Below are 17873 nucleotides of genomic sequence, written 5' to 3'. Positions count from 1 at the left end.
CTCTCTTCGCAAGCCTAAAAATCGCGCTTCATCCCCATTCTGTCCGCACAGTTTGCTCGCACAACTTGGGTCAGGAGCGACCATGGCCTCGATACCGAACTTCGGAGCAATTCATTCTTTGGTGGCACGGCGGATGCTCGTAAATCATCCAAATGAGCCACCACCCGATCGATCATGTTCCCATTGGTAAACTGCCCGAGCTCGGCGTGGTGCCGAGGCGCATGCACGCGTGGACCATCCGGCGCGATCGCCATGGGGTCCCGGCGAAGGCCTTCGAGAAGGAGCTCGTCGATGTCCCCGAGCCCGGCCCCGGCGAGGTGCTCGTTCACGTCATGGCGGCGGGGGTGAACTACAACGGGATTTGGGCGGCCTCCGGGACGCCGGTCAGCGTCCTCGATATCCACCGAAACGACTTTCACATCGCCGGCAGCGATGCTTCGGGCATCGTCTGGAAGACCGGGCCGGGGGTCACGCGATGGAAGGTCGGCGACGAGGTCGTCCTTCACTGCAACGTCACCTGCGGCGAGTGCGCGGCCTGCAACGGCGCGGACCCCATGGCCTGCGACGAGCAGCGGATCTGGGGCTACGAAACGCCCTACGGGAGCTTCGCGCAGTTCGCGCTCGTGCAGAGCCAGCAGGTGCTGCCCAAGCCCGAGGCTCTCACGTGGGAGGTGGCCGCGAGCTACGGGCTCGTGTGCTTCACGGCCTACCGCATGCTCGTGCATCGCGCCAACGTGCGCCCCGGCGAGGATGTGCTCATCTGGGGAGCTTCGGGCGGCCTTGGCTGCTTCGCCGTGCAAATCACCAAGCTGCTCGGCGCCAACGCGATCGCCGTGGTCTCCAGCAAGGAGAAGGGTGAGCTCGCGATGAAGATGGGCGCGGCCGGCGTCATCGACCGCAACGATTTCCCCGGCCTCGCGTATCACCCCACCGAGGGCCGCGAGCAGGCCAAGACACGGCTCGAGATGACCAAGCGATTCGGCCGCGCCATTTGGGACGTTCTGGGCCGCAAGAAGTCGCCCGACGTGGTGTTCGAGCACGTGGGCCAAGAGACCTTTCCCGCCAGCGTGTTCCTCGCGGGGCGCATGGGCCGCATCGTCATTTGCGGCGCGACGACCGGCTACCAGCTGACATTCGACGTGCGCCACCTCTGGATGCGTCAGAAGATGATCGTCGGCTCCCACTTTGCGCACGCCGGCGAGTGCGAGCAGGCGAACACCTTGATCCACCGCGGAAAGCTACAGCCGGTCCTCACCGAGCTGTTCGACTACGACTCCATCCCCGAAGCCCACCAGACCATGATCGACAATCGCCATACGGGCACCCTCGCGTGCCTGGTCGGGGCGCCGCGGGCGGGCCTCCGCACCCTGGAGGAGGTCCGCGCCGCCACATCGGCCGAGCCGCGCTATGCGCCGGCCCCCATGCCTACTTGGGCTGCAGCGCAAACACCATATCGGTGATGGCGGACAAGGTCCCGAGGTTCTCGACGCGAATCGATGCAGCTGGTACAACGAATCCCATGGTTCGTTGAACGAAGCTCATCATTCGCGCGACCTCCAGCGAGTTCAGAACGCCGAGCTCGAGGAGCGGCGTGTCCGCCTCGAGATCGGCGCCGTCGCCCTCCAGGATCTCGTCGGCGATGTAGCGTTTCAGGGTCTCCAGGATACGTTCTTTGTTCATTCGTTTGCCTGACTCGTTCGAGGGGTAACGTCTGCCGGCACATGCGATGCCGCGAGAGAGCGCCGATCGATCTTGCCGTTGCGGGTGCGGGGGAGCTCGTCGACGTACCGCACGGCATCGACGATCATGTAGCGCGGGAGCTTCGACTGGCAGTGCGTCTTGATCTGGATCAGCGAGGGCGGCGAATGCCCCGGCGCGCACGCCAGATAGGCCACCAGCCGCATGCCGAGCCCCTCGCCCCAGACGAGCGCGCACGCCTCCCGCACCGCAGGATGCGCCAGCAGCGCGGCCTCGATTTCGCCGAGCTCCACCCGATGGCCGCGAATTTTGACCATGTGATCGCGGCGGCCGATGAACTCGAAGACGCCATCCTCGAGCACCCGCACCACGTCCCCGGTGCCGTACGCGGGCCCTTGGGCGGGGTGTCCCCAGTAGCCGGACATCACGGTGGGCCCCTCGACCCACAACTCGCCTACCCCGCCCACACCGACGACGGTGCCATCCTCGGCGCGCGCAGAGGCCCGATCGCCGCAGCAAGCCCGCCCGATGGGGATGGGGATGGTGCGCTCGGGCTCGATCGAGGTCACCTCGAAGTACGTGCAGACGTTGGTCTCCGTGGGGCCGTACAGATTGAACATGCGGCACCGCGGGAGCCCGCGGCGAAGCTGCCGGAGCTGTTTGATGGGGAACACCTCGCCCGCGAAAAAGATGGTGCGGAGCGGACACGGATCCATCTCGAGCAGCCCGCCCTGATCCATCATCATCACCAGCGCCGAGGGCACCGAGTACCAAATCGTAATGCCATGGCGCGCGATGAACGCGACCAACGCCGTGCCGAGGAGGCTCGATCCCTCGGGCACGATGACCACCCGCGCCCCCGTGTGCAGGGCCGCGTAGACGTCGAACACCGAGAGGTCGAAGTGCAGCGGCGCGTGGTTCGCGAGCCGGTCCTCGGGGCCGACGTCGAGCAGCCGTATGCCCCAGTCGACGAACGCCAGCGCCGCCCGATGGCTGACGCATACACCTTTTGGAACGCCCGTGGTGCCCGACGTATAAAGGATGTACGCGAGGTCCTCGGGGTCGATGGCCGGCTGCGGAACGGGCTCCGAGGCGCGGTGGAAGAGCGCCTCGCCGCCGAGCTGCTCGACACCGAGGAGCGGCCGGCCGATGTCCTCCGCCGCGGACAGGGTGACGTCCGATCCGATGACCACCTTCATATCGCAGTTGGCGACGATGGTTCGAATCCGCGCCAGGGGACTCTGCGGATCGAGGGGAACGTAGACGGCGCCCACGCGCAGCACGGCCTGCATGGCGGCCAGCGCATACGCGCTCTTCGGCATCCAAATGCCGACCCGATCGCCCACCGCGACGCCCCGCGCGAGCAGCGCCCGCGCGAGGTGGTTCGCGGCCGCATCGAGCTCACCGTAGGTCACGGTCCGGTGGGGATCGACGACGGCCGGGCGCTCGGGCGAGCGCCGGGCATGAACGACGACACCGTCCTGGAGGAGGCGCGGATGGGACATGGTTACAACCCCAGATCTCGGGCAATGATATCTCGCTGCACTTCGGACGTTCCCGAGGCGATGGTCGCGGCCATGGCGTCGCGCAGCGCCCTCTCGACCCCGGAGGGCTGCAAATAGCCCTTGCTGCCAAAGAGCTGAATCGCATCGATACTCGAGGCGATGGCCGCCTCGCTCACGGCGATTTTGGCCATCGACACATCGAGCGCGCTCGCCGTTCCGCGGTCGAGCAGGAAGCACGCCCGCTGCCAGAGCAGACGCGACGACTCGAGCCGCAGCTTCATATCGGCGATGCGATGCGCGACCGCTTGCTTCTTGGAGATCCGCTGGCCGAACTGGCGACGCGTCTTGACGTGCGCGATGACCTGTTCGAGCCGCCGCTGCATGTCCCCGGTCCAAATCGCGAAGAGGCCGGCCCGCTCCCACTGCATCGAACGGCCGAAGATCACGCCGCCCTGCCCCTCTTCACCGATCCGGTTGCCCATCGGAACGGCGCACCCCCGAAGCTCGATGCTGGAGGCGGGGATCGAGGAGAGCCCCATCTTCGCCAAGGTGGGCCCGATGTGGAGCCCCGGTGTACCGCGCTCCACCACGAAGCCGGTGATCCCCAAGAAGCCGTGCGCGGCGTTGGTCTTGGCGAAGACGACGAAGACGTCGGCCATGGGCGCGTTCGTGACGAACGACTTCTGGCCGTCGAGCACGTACACGTCGCCCTCGCGGCGCGCGGTGGTGGTCATCGCGAAGACGTCGGAGCCGGCGCCCTCCTCGGTGATGGCGTTGGCGCCGATCCATTCGCCGGAGCAAAGCCGCGGGAGGATGCGCCGCCGGAGTTTGTCGTTTCCAAACTCGGCGATGGGCGTGCAGCACGCAAACAGGTGCGCGGCGATGGCGAAGCCCAAGCCAACGTCGCCCGCTCCGAGGGTGAGCGCCTCCATCGCCAGGGCGGTGTCGAGCAGCCCGCGTCCGCCGCCGCCCTCGGCGTCCGGCACGCATAAGCCGAGCAGGCCGTGCTCACCGCAAAGGCGCATCTCGTCGCGGCCGAACAGCGTGTCGTAACCGCGCGCGGCGCAAATCGCCTCCAGCTCCTGCCGTGCAAATCGAAAGATACGCTCGTAGAGCGCCCGTTGTTGCGGCGAGCATTCGAAGTCCACGTGTCCATCACCTCGACCCGTGGTCGAGCATCAACCGTACCAGTGATACGATGAAGGACGTTCGATGCCGCACGCTCCAAGGTGCGGCAGTCTGTGTGCACAACTTGTTCGCCGCGGGCGGGCAATCTGTTCGCGCGAAGGGCGCGCGAACCGATTCCATGGCAGCTACGCCGCGAGCCACGACGCGACGGACAACTATGCGACGAGCAGCCGCGCGCGGCGCAGGACCTCTTCGCCCGTGGCCGTGTCGGGCGCGATGATTCGGACCTTGAACCCCGCCCCGGCCGACTCCACCTCGACCCGCACGGAGGCCACGTCCAGCGCGCAGTCGGGCATGCTCGGGTGCTTCTCCGCCAGGTGGCGCGTCATCTTCAGACGAAGCCACTCGGCGGTGAGGCCGGGCTCGGCCTGCACGTAAACCTCGGCGCCGCGCAGCACGCGGAAGCTCGTTCGTCCAACGCGTTCCTCGATGCGGTAGGGCGAAACCGATACCGGCCGATGCTCGTGGAAAACACAGGGCTTCTGCGCGCCCGTATCGGCATACGAAGCGGCGGGAATCATCATCATCGTCGAGAGCAACAACCAAGCGGGTACGACTTTACGGTACATCATCTCTACCGCGCGAACCGCCGGTTCTACGCGATCATTCCCGAAACGAATGCGTCGAGCTCGTCTTTTGGAATCGAACGCGGCGATATGGCGATGCGCGAGGGCAAAGCGCGAAACGCACGCGCGCGGGATCACGATCGTCCGCCCACGGTGACGAATCCGCCGTCGATTCCTTTTGCGTTTGCGAGACGGATGACAAAGCGCGAAACGCACGCGCGCGGGATCACGATCGTCCGCCCACGGTGACGAACCCGCCGTCGATTCCTTTTGCGTTTGCCAGACGGATGACAAAGCGCGAAACGCACGCGCGCGGGATCACGATCGTCCGCCCACGGTGACGAATCCGCCGTCGATCCCTTTTGCGTTTGCGAGACGGATGGCAAAGCGCGAAACGCACGCGCGCGGGATCACGATCGTCCGCCCACGGTGACGAATCCGCCGTCGATCCCTTTTGCGTTTGCGAGACGGATGATTTGGTCCGCGTGCTGACGAAGGGGAATCATCGTTTCGCGGACATAGCGCTTGAGGGAGTCGTTGACGACGACGTCCGCGTAATCGGCGAAGATGGCGATGTCCCAGGCGTGCATCGCGCGCTGGCGAATGAGGAATACGCGCACGAGCTGCTCGGGCGGAAGGCTGCCGATGGCCTCGATGCTGGCCTGTTCGTCGGGGGCGATGCGGGTGGGCAAGGTCACCTCCAGCTCGGCGGCGATCGTGCGCAGACGTTCGACCCCGGCTTGGTGGCCGTCGCGAACCACCTTGGCCATCTCCTTCAGCTCGGGATCGGGGGTGCGCTGAAATACGATATCTGCCAGGGCGCGCTCGCGCATGCCAATACGGTATTCTCCGAGCACGAACAATTTGTCGCTCATCGCGCGTGGGTCGTGCGCGAGCGCGCGGTACGGCGCGGTATCCACGTTCGATTCCGGCGTGCTCGCGTGGCATCCGGCCGCCATCGTCGCGGCGGCGAGCGCAAAGATGGCGATGGGACCGATTCGTTTCGTCCTTCGATTCATCATGGCCGTAGCACCTCGTTGCCGTCGATAACAAATGACTCCCCGCGCGCCGCGCCCATGGGCCGCCGCGGGCGACGGCAAGTTACTCTTAGTAACATGACCGCACCTTGTCAAGGCAAGCGCCCCCGCAAACACCGGTTCCGGCGAGCTCGGACGTGGCCGACGACGTCCGGCGGTGCGGTCCCGGAGCGCTACCCGTTGGTCAACTCGTGCTCGATGCGCGGCGGCGCTTCTTGGCGCTCCGAGGTTGGCGGCGAGGCCGACGTCGAAATCGGGGGCGAGGCCGACGTCGACGGAGCGTCCATTCGCGGTGTGGTCCAGCGCCGGAGGGCGCGCGCCATGTCGACGATTCGGATCGCGCCCCCCGCCAGATCGCGGCGCTCGTCGCCTTCGGGCAGCTCGGATGCAGCGATGTAATCGTGCGGCCGGCACGTCAGCACGATCACCTGCGTGGCCACGGCGGTCTTTCGCAGCATGTCGCGAAACCACCCCAGACGATCGGCATCGGTGTGCACCAGGTGGTCATCGAGGACCACCGCGCTCTTGAGGTATTCGGCCACCGTGAGCCGAAGCAAGGTCGCGATTTGACCGCGCGTGCCCACGGACAAAGCGTCGAGCACATTGTCGTCGGTGGCGACCAGGGGCACGTCCACCTTTTCGGCCCGAAGGTGCGGGTCGAGGTGAAGCGCGCGGTAGCGCCCCGCCGTGAGCTCGGCCAGCCGCTCCGACACGGGGACGGCCAAGGACCGCCCCAGGTGCGTGCCCTGCTCCTTCTCCGCCTCGTCGAGCGCTTGGCGCAAGAGCATCCACGCCTTGGCGTCGATCTCCAGCTCGTCCAGCCGCTCTTTGGCCAGGGCGTGGGCTTCTTCCTCGCGAACGAGCTCGTCCCGATCCCCGGGGCCACCCACTTTGGTGAGCGCGCCCTCGGCTTGGTGAAGCTCCGCGCGCAGCTGATCGTACTCGGCCTTGGCGTCCGCCTCGTGACGCTCGGCGGCGGCCACGTCGTCGGCCGACACCCGAGGATCGTCTGCGTACGCGTCGAGCGCTGCCCGCTCGTGAAGGAAGCGCGCTTCGGCGCCGGCCCGGTCCGCGCTCTCCAGCTCCTTGCGCAGGGTCTCGACGCCTCCCCGCGCCATGGCGAGCTCCGCGTCCGCGCGCTTCCGCGCCTCGTCGGCGTGGGTGCGCTGCGCGAGCGATTGGGCGTGCTTGGTTTGCGCTTCCACCATCGACGTCCTGGCGCTCACCAGCGCCGGCGGCTCCTCGCCCTCGAGATCGCGCCGCTTGTCCGTGATCGCCGCGCGCTGCGCGCTGTGCTCGGAGAGCTGCTCGCGCACCCGCGCCAGCGCTTGCTCGATGGCGTCGGCGGTATCGGCATTGTCGCCAGGCTCGCCAACGCCGGCCTCCGCGCACGTGGACTCCAACTCCGTTTGCGCCGAAGCCGCGCTCTTGTCCGCCTCGTCGACCCGAAAAACGGCGCGATCACGCGCGCGCTCCGCCTGTTCCCATGCCTCGCGGGCGAGCGCCAAGGCTCGTTCGTTCGCGGCGACGTCGCGCGCCGCCTTTTCTCTCCACGTGTTCCCCAGCGCCGCAAACGACCGCGCGAGCGCCTCCGGATCGAGGGCGCGTAGCTTGGCTTTCAACGGCTCGGCCTCACGCCCATGTGCAACGAGCTCGCGCGACTGCTGCTCCTTCATGCGGGCCGCCTGCCGCGCCGCCTCCGCCTCCGTCCGGAGCTGCCTCGCCTCGCTGCGAAGGTTGGAGGCCGCGGTCAGGAGCTCCCGGACGCCCGCGCTCTCGTCGCGGATCGCGGCCGTCGTCTTCAGCCCCGCGCGCTCGAAGACCGGCTCCGCCTCGTTCGCCCACTGCTCGTCCAGGACCTCGAGGGCGTGGAGCTTGTCCGCCGCGCCCGCGTGGATCTCCACCTCGAGCAGCTCCCCCACACGCAGAAACGCCGTGCGCTCACCGTCGAGCTTGAGCCGCCCCTGGAGCGCGGTGCCCGCCATCGCTTCGGTGCCATCGATCGTGATGTGCACCGGCACCGCGCCCGAGCCCTTCAGCGCCAGCGAGAAGCCTCCGCCGAGCGCCGCTTGCGCGACCGCCCGTTGCTGCTCGAGCTCCTCGAGCCTGCGCGTGAGCGCCGCATCGGGCAGTCGTTCCTGGCGCGACGTGGCCGTGGTCTCGCTGGTCGATGCGTGCGCGTCGCGCTCCGCCGCATCGTTCTCCTTCTTGATGGCGCTGGCCCCCAGGGCCTCCGCCTCGGACTTCACCTCCATGGCTTGCTTCATCGCCGCGTCGGCCGCATGCCATTGCCCGTACGCGAGGAGCGCGCGCGCGCCGTCCAGCGCCTTTTCGGCCTCCACCAGCCCCCGCTTGGCCGCCCCTTCGGCCGCGCCCGCGCGCTCGGCTTCGAGCCGAGCCGCCTTTTTCGTGGCGTCGGCCGCTTCCACCGCCATCATGGCGCGCTGGGCGCGCTCCAAACCCTCGCGCCGCTTTTCGCATTTGCCGATGCGGAGAATGACTTCGGCGCGCTCCGCGTCGAGCTTCGCGCGGGCGAGCTCACGCTGCCGCTCGCCGTCTCCGCTCTTTGCGGTATCGAAGACCTCTTTTGCGCGCCGCAGCTCGGCCTCGCAGCGCGCCACCTCGGCGCTGGCGTCGGCGACCTCGGTCTCGGCCACCGTCACCTCGGCCTCGAGCGCCTTCACCCGCTCTTCGCGCTCGACGATGTCCTTGGCTTTCCGCTCGAACCCATCGAGCACCGTCTTCGCCCGCGCGAGCGCCTCCTCGGCGAGGGCGCGCTCCCCTGTTCGCGCATGCTGCCTGCGCACGGTCGCGAGCTCCGCGGCGAGGCGGTGGTGCGCGTCGCGCGCGGCGCTGCACTCCTCCTGCAAACGGCGGATGCTCTCCTCGCTGGCGCGCGATTCGGCGACGCGCTTCCGGAGCACGTCAATCTTCGCGGCGCTGGTCTTGATGGCGGTGTCCGCGATCACGAACGGTGACTTTCGCTCCCGTTTGAGGTGCCCCTTGGGCGTGAAGTACTCATCGACCTTCTTCTGCGTTTCGGTGAGCACCTTCTTGAACCAGGGATCCTCCGCCAGCGCGGCCAGCGCCTTGCGCAAGCGCTCCCTGCCCGACGCGACCCCGTCCTCTTCGGTGCTTCGATCGAAGAGGCTCTCCACCTCGGTTTGCTTCGCCAAGAGCACGTGCGCGAGAAAGCTCGTCGGCAGCCCCTTGGGCGCGCCCTTTCCTCCCGGCGAAGGGATCCCCCACCCGAGCAGCTTTCGGAGCTGCTCGTCCACCGCGCGCCCGCTGCAGTCGTGCGCAAACGCCAGACCGTCCTTCGAGTGCTCGAGATCGGCGGTCTTTTGCGCGCTCCCGGCGCCGAATCGTTTTCGCACGCGCCAGATATGGCCCTCGTCGTCCACGAAGGTGAGCGAGACCTCCGGCACGGCGTCGGCCAACCAGGGGAGGTAGCCGTCGGCCTCCGTCGACGAGGGCTGCACGAGGAGGGCGGCGCGCATGGCGCTGGCGAGCGTGGATTTTCCGAGATCGTTGGGACCGAAGAGGATGTTCAGACCGCGGCCCAGCTCCACCTTGGCGCTCTCGATCGCCTGGAAGTTCTTGACCTCGACCTGCTTGAACCACATGTCACGATGCCTTTCGGGTCACCTGGTAGAGATGGACGAGGGCGCGCCGCGCGATCTGCGCGCGCCGGGGATCGGACGCCTCCGCCGCATCGGCCTCGGCGCGCAGGCGGCGCACGACGCTCTGGAGGACGTCGGGCAGATCGGCGCAGTGCGCGTCGATGGTGGCCGTATCGAGCACGAGCCCCGTGCGATCGAGCTGGAGAATGCCGGCCCGCCCGTGCGTGGCCGCGGTCCCTCCGAGCTCTTCGAGCAGGCGCCCCGCCTCCTCGTACTCGGGCGCGGGTACGCACATGTCGATCCGCAGCCGCACCACGCTGCGCTCGAGATCCGTGCGGGCACGGAGCTGACGGAGCTCGGCCATCGACGTCACGGCGTGCTCCTCCCACTTCCATGCCGCGACCACCTCGGTCTCCACCGAGACTTTGCGCCGGCGATTCACCGATACGATCACCACCTTGCCGGGATCGCGCTCGTCGAAGGCGGTCGGCTCGGGGGCGCCCGGGTACACCGTCGGCGGCTCGCGCCGATCGGGGGGCACGAACCGAAAGCCATGCGTGTCGCCGATGGCCAGGTAGTCGAGGCCGCGGTCGATGGCGGCGTCTCGTGAAATGGGAAAGTTCGTTTGGCAATCGCGCATATCGAAGGTGCTGCCATGAACCATCCCGATGCGAATGCGCGAATCGCCCGCCGCGCGGGTCGGGATGAGCTCCGTGGGATCCCGCTGGCCCGCCTTGCTCGTGCACGGCACGGCATGGAGCACCGCATGGCCCGGCAGCTCGAACTCGAAGAGCTCCTTGTCGACGACATGCACCCAGCTTGGAAGAGCGCTCCGGAACTTGCTCCCCTTCGCCCAAATGGAGTCCGCCAAAAGGGGATCGTGGTTGCCCGGCAGCAGAAAGACGGGGCGCTCCTTCCAGCTTCGTTTCGTCAGCTGCTCGACCAGGGGCTCCCACCACTCGGGCAGCGGCACCGGATCGTCGAAGAGATCGCCCGCGCAGAGGACCGCGTGCACCATGCGGCGCTCGGCCAGGCCGAAGATGCGCTCGAGGACATCGACCCTCGCGCGCGTGAGCTTTCGCTCGGCCTCCTCGGCAAAGCTCGGAAACCGGCGGCCCAGATGCCAATCCGCGGTGTGCAGTAGCCTCAACACGACGTCTTCCTCCGCATGAGCGTTCATTCGACGACGAGCTCCATCTCGAACAGGAGATCCACAGTGGGTGGGCGATACCGACGTTGGTGGATGTGATCGTGAAAGCGCTGGAAGGTTTTGTCCTCCCGGCGTTCGAGCCTCTCGATCGCCGCCTCCAACTCCGTCACCTCGACGTCGAGCTCGAGCACGCGGCGCTCCGCCGCCGTGCGCGCCTCGGACCCCATGGCCGAATCGCGGCGGACTTGCGCCTCCTCGAGCTTGCGCAGGCGATCGTCGCGGCGGCGCCGGTGCACGAGCAGTCGATCCTCGAGGAAGCGCTGCGCCTGGAAATCGGCGCGCTCGAAGCGCTGTTGCTCCGCCGCGTCGACCTCCTGCTGCGCGGCGGAGAGGAGCTCCTCCGTCGCGTCCTCCAAATCGTCGTCCGAGATGACCCCGGAGAGAGCGCCCTCCACCGACGAGGCGTCGAGGATCGCGCCCGCGTCGCGCATCTCGGCGCGCAAGAGCGCCTCCGAAATGGCCGCGGGGACGGCCTCGTCGTAGCCTTCGAGCACGGTCACCGGCAACAGCCGCTCGACCCTCTCGAAGCCGTCGAATGTGAGCTTGACGATCCGCGAACGTCCCCGCCTTCCGCGCAGCTTCTCGAGCTCCGGCGGCGCATGCGCCGGAAGCCGGATGACCAGGCGCGGAATGGAGTCCACGGCGGCGCGCGCATCGGCCACGGCGGCCAGGACGAGCGGGTGCCGAAGATGAAGGGACGTGTGCCCGGCCACCACACCGAGGGCGGCCGAGACGCCGTCCGCCAGCGCCCCGGGCAAGCGCGTGCAAGGCGGCACGTGGAGCACCTCCCCCGCGTCCGTGCGCTCGATCGTGTAGAGCATGGACCGCGCCTCGAGGTAGGCGCGCACCACGCTCCACACGTCGCGATCGAGCTCGGCCAGCGCCGAGGGCAGCTCCTGACGGCGAAGGCGGAGCACCCGCTTCACGTCGTCGTCGAGGTGCTCTTCGATGAGCTGCGCCGTGCGCGCGTGGGTGTCCTCGAAGCGATGGCGGTGATCGACGACCCGTTCGCGCAGGCTCCGCAGCTCCGCGGTCACCTCGTCCACCGTGCGCGAGCGCTCGTAGATGCGCCGGAGCTCGGCCTCGAGCTCCGCGCCGAGGGCGCTCGCGAGGACACCGCCCGCCGACGCGTCGCCGTGGTGGAGCACCTTGTCCGAGGCGTCGAGCACGGTGCCAAAGAGATCGAGCTTCTGGCTCAAAATGTCGAAGGTGAGCTGCTGCGCCTCGTTGTCCTTGGCCAGAAAGTTGATGACGGTGACCTCGTTCTTCTGGCCATAACGATGGCAGCGGCCGATACGCTGCTCGATGCGCTGCGGGTTCCAGGGAAGATCGTAGTTCACCAGGGCGTCGCAGAATTGGAGGTTCAACCCCTTGGCCCCGGCCTCCGTGGAGATGAAGACACGCGAGCGGGTCTTGAACTCGTGCACCAGCGCCAGGCGCATGGCCATCTCGCTGCTCGGCTCGGGGCCTTCGCCCGATGCAGCTTCGTCGCGCCATCGGCCGAGCGCCGCGCGGGCTGCGGGCGAGTCGTTCGTCCCACGAAAGAGGGTGATCTCGTCCTCCCGCACCAAACGGCTCTCGACGAGGCGCTCGCGGATATGGTCTTGGGTGACCAGCGACTCCGTGAAGATGACCAGCTTGCCCGCCCCCTTGCCCTCGCGGGCTTGCTTGGTCACGAACGAGAGCGCCGTGAGGAGCGCGCGGAGCTTGCCATCGTCGCCCACGAGGCGCTCGGCGCGGCGCACGAAGCCCTCGACCCGCTGAAGCTCGCCCTGAATGGCCTCGGGCGTGAAGGAGGGCCCGAGATCGTCGCCGCCTTCCTCGTCTTCGTCCTCGGGCTCGCCGCGCCCATATCCATACGAGACATCGCTTTGCTCGAGGTCGTCGAGCACGCTCGCGACGTCTGCGCCGTCGTCGCCTTGGCCGCGGAGCTTTCGGCGCAGTCGGTCCACGACGCGCTGGAGGCTCACGGCGAGCGCGCGCGTGGACGACGCCATGCGCCTGTGAAAGCCGATGAGGAGGAGCTGGCGATGGCGCCCCTGAAAGGCGATGATGCCCGGCTCCAGGAGGTATTTCGTGACGTCGTCGTAAAGGGCGCGCTCCTCCACGCTCATTTCGTATTCGAAGAGGCGCGCCTGGCGTTCGACGAAGGGCTTTTCGAGGAACTCCTGCGCTTGCCGGCGCAGGGTGCGCTGGATGACCGTCTTCAAGCGAGAACGAAGCTCGTCTTCCTGGCCCCGCGCCAGCTGGCGATCGTCGGTGCCGCAGAAGACTTCGCGAAAGGTCGGGAGATCCCCCAGGAGCGTGCCGAGCGGGTCGACGTAACGCACCAAGCCCCAAAGCTCGGCCAGGTTGTTTTGAATGGGGGTCGCCGTCAGGAGGATGACCGGCGTCTCGAACGCCTCCAGGACCTCGAGGAGCCGGCCGGCGGTGCGGGCCTCTTTGGCGTCGTTCTTGGGCTCACCGAATTTGTCGTAGCGCTTGTAGAGGCCTGCAAAGACCTCGTGCGCTTCGTCGATCACGCAAAGTTGAAAGCGCGACGATGCGAGCAATGCATCGCGCCCCTTTTCGCTGCCGGCCTGCTCGCGCCCCACGAGGAACACGCCGGGACCATCGAAACCACCCGGGGCCGCGCGGCCCTCGCGCGCCTCGATGTCGAACAAGGTAAAGAGCTCCTGACGCCATTGCCCGAGGAGCGGTTTGGGCGCGACCAGAAGCACACGCGACGCCCCCTCGGCCAGCATTTGCGCGATGACGAGCCCCGTTTCAATGGTCTTTCCAAGACCGACTTCATCGGCCAGGATGCAGCCGCCCTCGCGAACGCGGGCCAATGCAAAAATCACGGCCTCGATCTGATGCGGATTGGGGTCGATTTTGGCCGCGCGCTGCGGAGCGGCATACCTGCGCTGCTCGTCGGCGCGCCGGAGCCGAACGAGATCCTCCGCGAGATACCTCCGCTGCACGGCGTGGAGTGACCCCATGGGCCAGCTGGACGTCGTCATCTCACACGTCGACTCATTGGGAGATAGCCTCCTCGGCGAACGGGCCGAGTACACGCGCCCAGTAAGCTCACCACCGTTCGCGACGTCAAGAGGTGGAGCGACGGTTCTCGTCTTTCCAATGCCCGCGACGAGGTTTGGAGCGTCGAGACCACATCGCCCCAATGTGCGCGGCTCAGCGCATCATCGCTCCAGCGCACAATCGCTACTTCGATATGTGCAACGTCGCGACGTCGCGACGCCACGACGTCGCAAGAGGTGGCTCGCAGACCGGGGGCCGCCGGGAACCCAGCCGTCGCCAGCACCGTCGAATTCGTTGCAATGGCTCGATCAATGCCTTCTCCGGATAGGATGACCGAAGTCAAAAGCATTCTCGTGGCGACCGCTTCCGCTCACCCGTTCGAGCGGGCACCGTACGGCCACCGCCTTCGAGCTGCAAAGCGCGGTGGCCGCCGCGCGCGAGCTCACGCGCTTGCTGCACGAAAGCATCGCCGACGTCCCGGCACGTTCCGCGTGATGGCGCGCGACGCGCAGAGAGATGGTTCCGTCGAAGGTTCGAGATGCGCGCGGCCCAGACGGGGCACTATTTGAACGTGGCGCCGCCGGAGGCCGACTTGCCTTGCACATACACGTCGGTGCTCAGGCGAAGCTCGGTCCTCTTGGTTTGCGAGCTCGGCTCGCGGACGTTTTTGACCATGGTGGCGAAGCCAAGGACACCGGGTCCGGCCGGCAGATCCCGAAGGAGCGCCGCGGGGACGGTGCCTTTGCCCGAACGTTGTGGCCAACCGCAATTGACGAACGATGAATAATCGGCGGTGCCGAAATACAAATTGATTCGGCTCTTGGCCTGCTCGGGCCTCCTGGACGGTGTCCACGCGATCCGGAAATCCGCATTTCGATCGACCTCCAGCCCCACGGCCGGATCGTATTGGGGAGAGGTGAGCTTCAAAGGCTCGGGCGCGAACGAGAACGCGATGAACCCGCCGCGCCGGTCGTCGTTGCCCGTCACCAGCGCCAGGATGGGATCGCCCGCAGAGTACAATGCGTTGGTCGAATCGAACGTTGGGTAATTCCCATTGCTGTCCGGGGAGAGCTTCACCGGCGGATTCGTCCCCAGGATATGAACGTCGCCGATGCTGGTGTTCTTCTCCACGGGCCTGCACTGCACGCGCTGGCATACACCCCCGTTGCCCACGTCGACCCATTGGCACTCGGGGAGCGATGGCAAATTCGTGGTAAAGCCGCGGGCCCAGGCGTAATTGTTGGTGCTGGTGGGGGCCGAGTAAAGATACACCCCGCTCCAGAGCGCCTCGCCCGCCCCACCTTTCTCGGCGGCGTCCTCCAGCGTATCTTGAAGCGCCGCGGCGCGAAGGCTGTTCCACATCAAGGCCGCCGCGCCCGATGAAGACGACGATGAAGACGCGCCTGGTTCTTGCCCCGCCTGGACGGCCCCTGGCTCCTGGCCGCGCTCTCGTACAGGCTCCTGGGAACCTTCTTTCAAACGGCCCCCTTCGTCCGAGGCACGCTCCGCGCCGTCCGCGCTGCAGCCCGCAAGAATACCACACACCAATACACAGCTCACCCGCACCATCGCAGTAGACGGATTTCGCTTGGACATGGGTTTCTCCTGGTGAAAGTAGTGAATGGGCTCGGCACACCGTTGCTCGTGCGCCAATCGCGCCGTTTCAGCGCGCTTATACGGTCATCTACCGAGGAGTAGCGTCTTTGTCTTCATCTCGTCCCCGCAAGGCGGTCGCCAAAGAACGTACACTTCGGTCCTAGAATGGGTATCCCACGATGTCAAGCCACCGAGCCGCGTGCTCGCCTCGAAACGGCGTGAGCCCCAGAGGGTGCCGATTTGTCATCACGAGGTGATCCCTTGGACCATGACCACCACCGACGGAATGTCCAGCTCCTCGCGCACGAACACCGCGCGCCAAAGCGACGGCGGTAGAAATGGCTCGAACTTCTCCCGCCCGAACCGCCTCTGTTCGAGCTTCTCATCGGCAAAGGCCGCGAGCCCTTCAGGGTCCGGCGCGTTCGCAAACGCGCGCAAGGTATCGACGATATTTTCGGTGGCCCCGCGGGCTTCGAGCCCAATGTCATAGACATCGACGTCGATGCCCGCGCGCGCCAATACCAAGTACAACGTTTTATGAACACGCGTACCACCAAAGAGAAAGAGGCGCAGACCGCCCGCAAACGGCTGCGCGCTGGGCGCGAAATACCCGACGCGCGCGGCCGTCGCGCGGCTGCTCTTCAAGATCGCTTTGGCGACATCATCCAAATAGGCGGGCTCGTTCCCTCCCAGCAGGAGCTCCCTCATTTTCCGATGCACCTCGGGGTGAACGAGCCCGGGCGGCGAAATGAACGCGGGCGGCTTTCCACCCTTCGAAGGGCTCACGAACACCGCGCGGCGCTCCATGTCGATCGCATCGACCCGCCATCGTCGTCCGGCGAAGATCACGTGCTCACCGGGTGGGGGCACTTCGGCCAAGGTGCCGAGCACGTCGTCCCCATGAAGGACGCGCAGCTCCTCGGGCGCATGAAACGCCGCGTAGAAGGTGTAATGATCGACCTGGTCCTGGCCTCGATCCCCGAGAACGAGGCTGCCATCCCCCATCTGCTCGATGAGATCCCGCCGCCCGAGCTCCCGAAGCACCTCTGCAAAGCTCTCGGGCGTCGCGGCCGCAAATGCGCCCGACCCCACCACGCGCGCGTAGAGCACGGCCGCCGTCGCACCGCCGGTCTCGGCCAAGGTCGACAGGATCTGATGAATGAGGGTCGACGCGTGCGCGCGGCCGAGGTGCGGTGGCTCGAGGAATCGCTCCAGCATCAACTCGATGAGCGCCACCGCCCTCAGGAACTCGAGGTGAAGCCCATCCCAGACGACGCTTTGCGCGTCGGCGGCGTCCTCGACGAAATAGCCACGTAGGACCCTTCGCGCATGGGCCCGCCGTCCGCTGCGACCCACCCGCTGCACCAGCGATGCGACCGACCATGGCGCGGAGACCTGAACCACCTCGTCGATCTGCCCGATATCGATCCCGAGCTCGAGGGTGTTGGAGCACACGGCCGAACAGGGGCCGGCGGCGCGAAGGCGCTCCTCCGCGTGCGCGCGCATCTCCTTCGAGAGGGAGCCATGGTGCACCACGATGGCGTCCGCGAGCTGCATCGATTCGGCTTCGCGTACGAGGGCGTCGGCCAGCGCCTCGATTCGTGATTTCGCGTTGGCGAAGATGAGGTTCGTATTTCCTTTTCCGGCGAGGAGGATGGCGCGCGCGAGCTCCACCAGGCTCGTATCCACCTCGATGGCGTCCTCGCGTTCGCCGCCGGCGCGAGGGGCGCGGCGCCACAATCCCCGCACCCGGATGGCCAACGTGGTCTCGCTCGCCGAGTCCTCGATCAAGGTCGCCGCGGGCCCGCCGGGGCGCAGCCAGCCCCGCGCCGATGGGGCATCGCCCAAGGTGGCCGAGAGCCCGATGCGCACGGGATCGCAGCCCGCGCGCATGCGCAAACGATGCAGCTGACAGACGAGCTGCGCGCCCCTCTCCGTGCCGAGGAACGCGTGCATCTCGTCGACCACGACATACGCGAGCCGGCGAAAGAGCCTCGGCATCGCGGTGGCGCGCCGCACGAACATGGCCTCCAGCGACTCGGGCGTGATGAGCAAAACGCCGCCCGGCGCCGCCAGCAGGCGCCTTCGCGCGCCATCCCCCACGTCGCCGTGCCACCTGTGCACGGGCACCTCCAGCCGCTCGCACAGCTCCTCGAGCCGCCGAAATTGATCGTCGATCAAGGCCTTGAGCGGACCGATGTAAACTGCACGCACCGAGCCCGCCGGATCGTCGGCGATGGCGGACAAGATGGGGAGAAACGCCGCCTCCGTCTTTCCGCTCGCCGTCGGGGACGAAAGGATGCAATCGCCGCCTTTGCCGAGGAGATGGCGAATGGCCTGGACTTGAATGGGCCGGAGCTCGGTCCACCGCATGTCCCAGAGCTTGCGCTGCACGTTCGTGTGCAATGCGTCGAAGGCCTCGCGCATGG

11 protein-coding genes are annotated in these 17873 nt (G+C 67.1%); 1 reads left to right on the top strand and 10 read right to left on the bottom strand.

Going from position 1 to position 17873, the window contains the following annotated elements:
- The first annotated feature begins 152 nt into the window (after positions 1–152).
- Positions 153–1460 (top strand): crotonyl-CoA carboxylase/reductase, encoded by a 1308-nt coding sequence (ccrA, locus tag LZC94_10625; protein WXB17704.1) that lies wholly within the window; start codon positions 153–155, stop codon positions 1458–1460.
- On the opposite strand, the gene LZC94_10620 is transcribed toward ccrA, so the two are convergent.
- The 10 genes from LZC94_10620 to LZC94_10575 all read right to left on the bottom strand — a co-directional run bounded on the left by LZC94_10620 (position 1426) and on the right by LZC94_10575 (position 17871).
- The gene (locus LZC94_10620; protein ID WXB17703.1) at positions 1426–1680 is read right to left on the bottom strand and encodes a phosphopantetheine-binding protein; all 255 of its coding nucleotides are present in this window, start codon (positions 1678–1680) and stop codon (positions 1426–1428) included. The two genes, ccrA and LZC94_10620, sit on opposite strands and share 35 nt — an antisense overlap.
- Positions 1677–3203, bottom strand: coding sequence for an amino acid adenylation domain-containing protein (locus LZC94_10615; protein WXB17702.1), 1527 nt, complete (start codon positions 3201–3203; stop codon positions 1677–1679). The genes LZC94_10620 and LZC94_10615 overlap by 4 nt, the downstream gene beginning before the upstream one ends.
- A 2-nt stretch (positions 3204–3205) precedes the next feature.
- Positions 3206–4351 (bottom strand): acyl-CoA dehydrogenase family protein, encoded by a 1146-nt coding sequence (locus tag LZC94_10610; protein WXB17701.1) that lies wholly within the window; start codon positions 4349–4351, stop codon positions 3206–3208.
- A 195-nt stretch (positions 4352–4546) separates the two neighbouring features.
- Positions 4547–4918, bottom strand: a complete 372-nt coding sequence (locus LZC94_10605; GenBank protein WXB17700.1) for a hypothetical protein — start codon at positions 4916–4918, stop codon at positions 4547–4549.
- A 449-nt stretch (positions 4919–5367) separates the two neighbouring features.
- The gene (locus LZC94_10600) at positions 5368–5979 is read right to left on the bottom strand and encodes a DUF4142 domain-containing protein (protein WXB17699.1); all 612 of its coding nucleotides are present in this window, start codon (positions 5977–5979) and stop codon (positions 5368–5370) included.
- Positions 5980–6167: 188 nt separating this feature from the next.
- Positions 6168–9620 carry an AAA family ATPase gene (locus LZC94_10595; GenBank protein WXB17698.1) on the bottom strand — a complete coding sequence of 1151 codons (3453 nt, stop codon included), beginning with the start codon at positions 9618–9620 and terminating at the stop codon, positions 6168–6170.
- A 1-nt stretch (position 9621) separates the two neighbouring features.
- A complete protein-coding gene (locus LZC94_10590; protein WXB17697.1) occupies positions 9622–10770 on the bottom strand; it encodes a DNA repair exonuclease in 1149 nt (382 codons plus the stop codon).
- Between the two features lie 23 nt (positions 10771–10793).
- Positions 10794–13829, bottom strand: a complete 3036-nt coding sequence (locus LZC94_10585; GenBank protein WXB17696.1) for a DEAD/DEAH box helicase — start codon at positions 13827–13829, stop codon at positions 10794–10796.
- A 580-nt stretch (positions 13830–14409) separates the two neighbouring features.
- Entirely contained in the window at positions 14410–15444 is a 1035-nt protein-coding gene (locus tag LZC94_10580; protein ID WXB17695.1) for a hypothetical protein, read from the bottom strand.
- 246 nt (positions 15445–15690) lie between these two features.
- Positions 15691–17871, bottom strand: coding sequence for a DEAD/DEAH box helicase (locus LZC94_10575; protein WXB17694.1), 2181 nt, complete (start codon positions 17869–17871; stop codon positions 15691–15693).
- Between the last annotated feature and the right edge of the window lie 2 nt (positions 17872–17873).

Source organism: Sorangiineae bacterium MSr11954 (assembly GCA_037157815.1).
In the GTDB taxonomy this organism is placed as follows: domain Bacteria; phylum Myxococcota_A; class Polyangia; order Polyangiales; family Polyangiaceae; genus Pendulispora; species Pendulispora albinea.
This window is presented reverse-complemented; position numbering and strand designations above follow the sequence as displayed.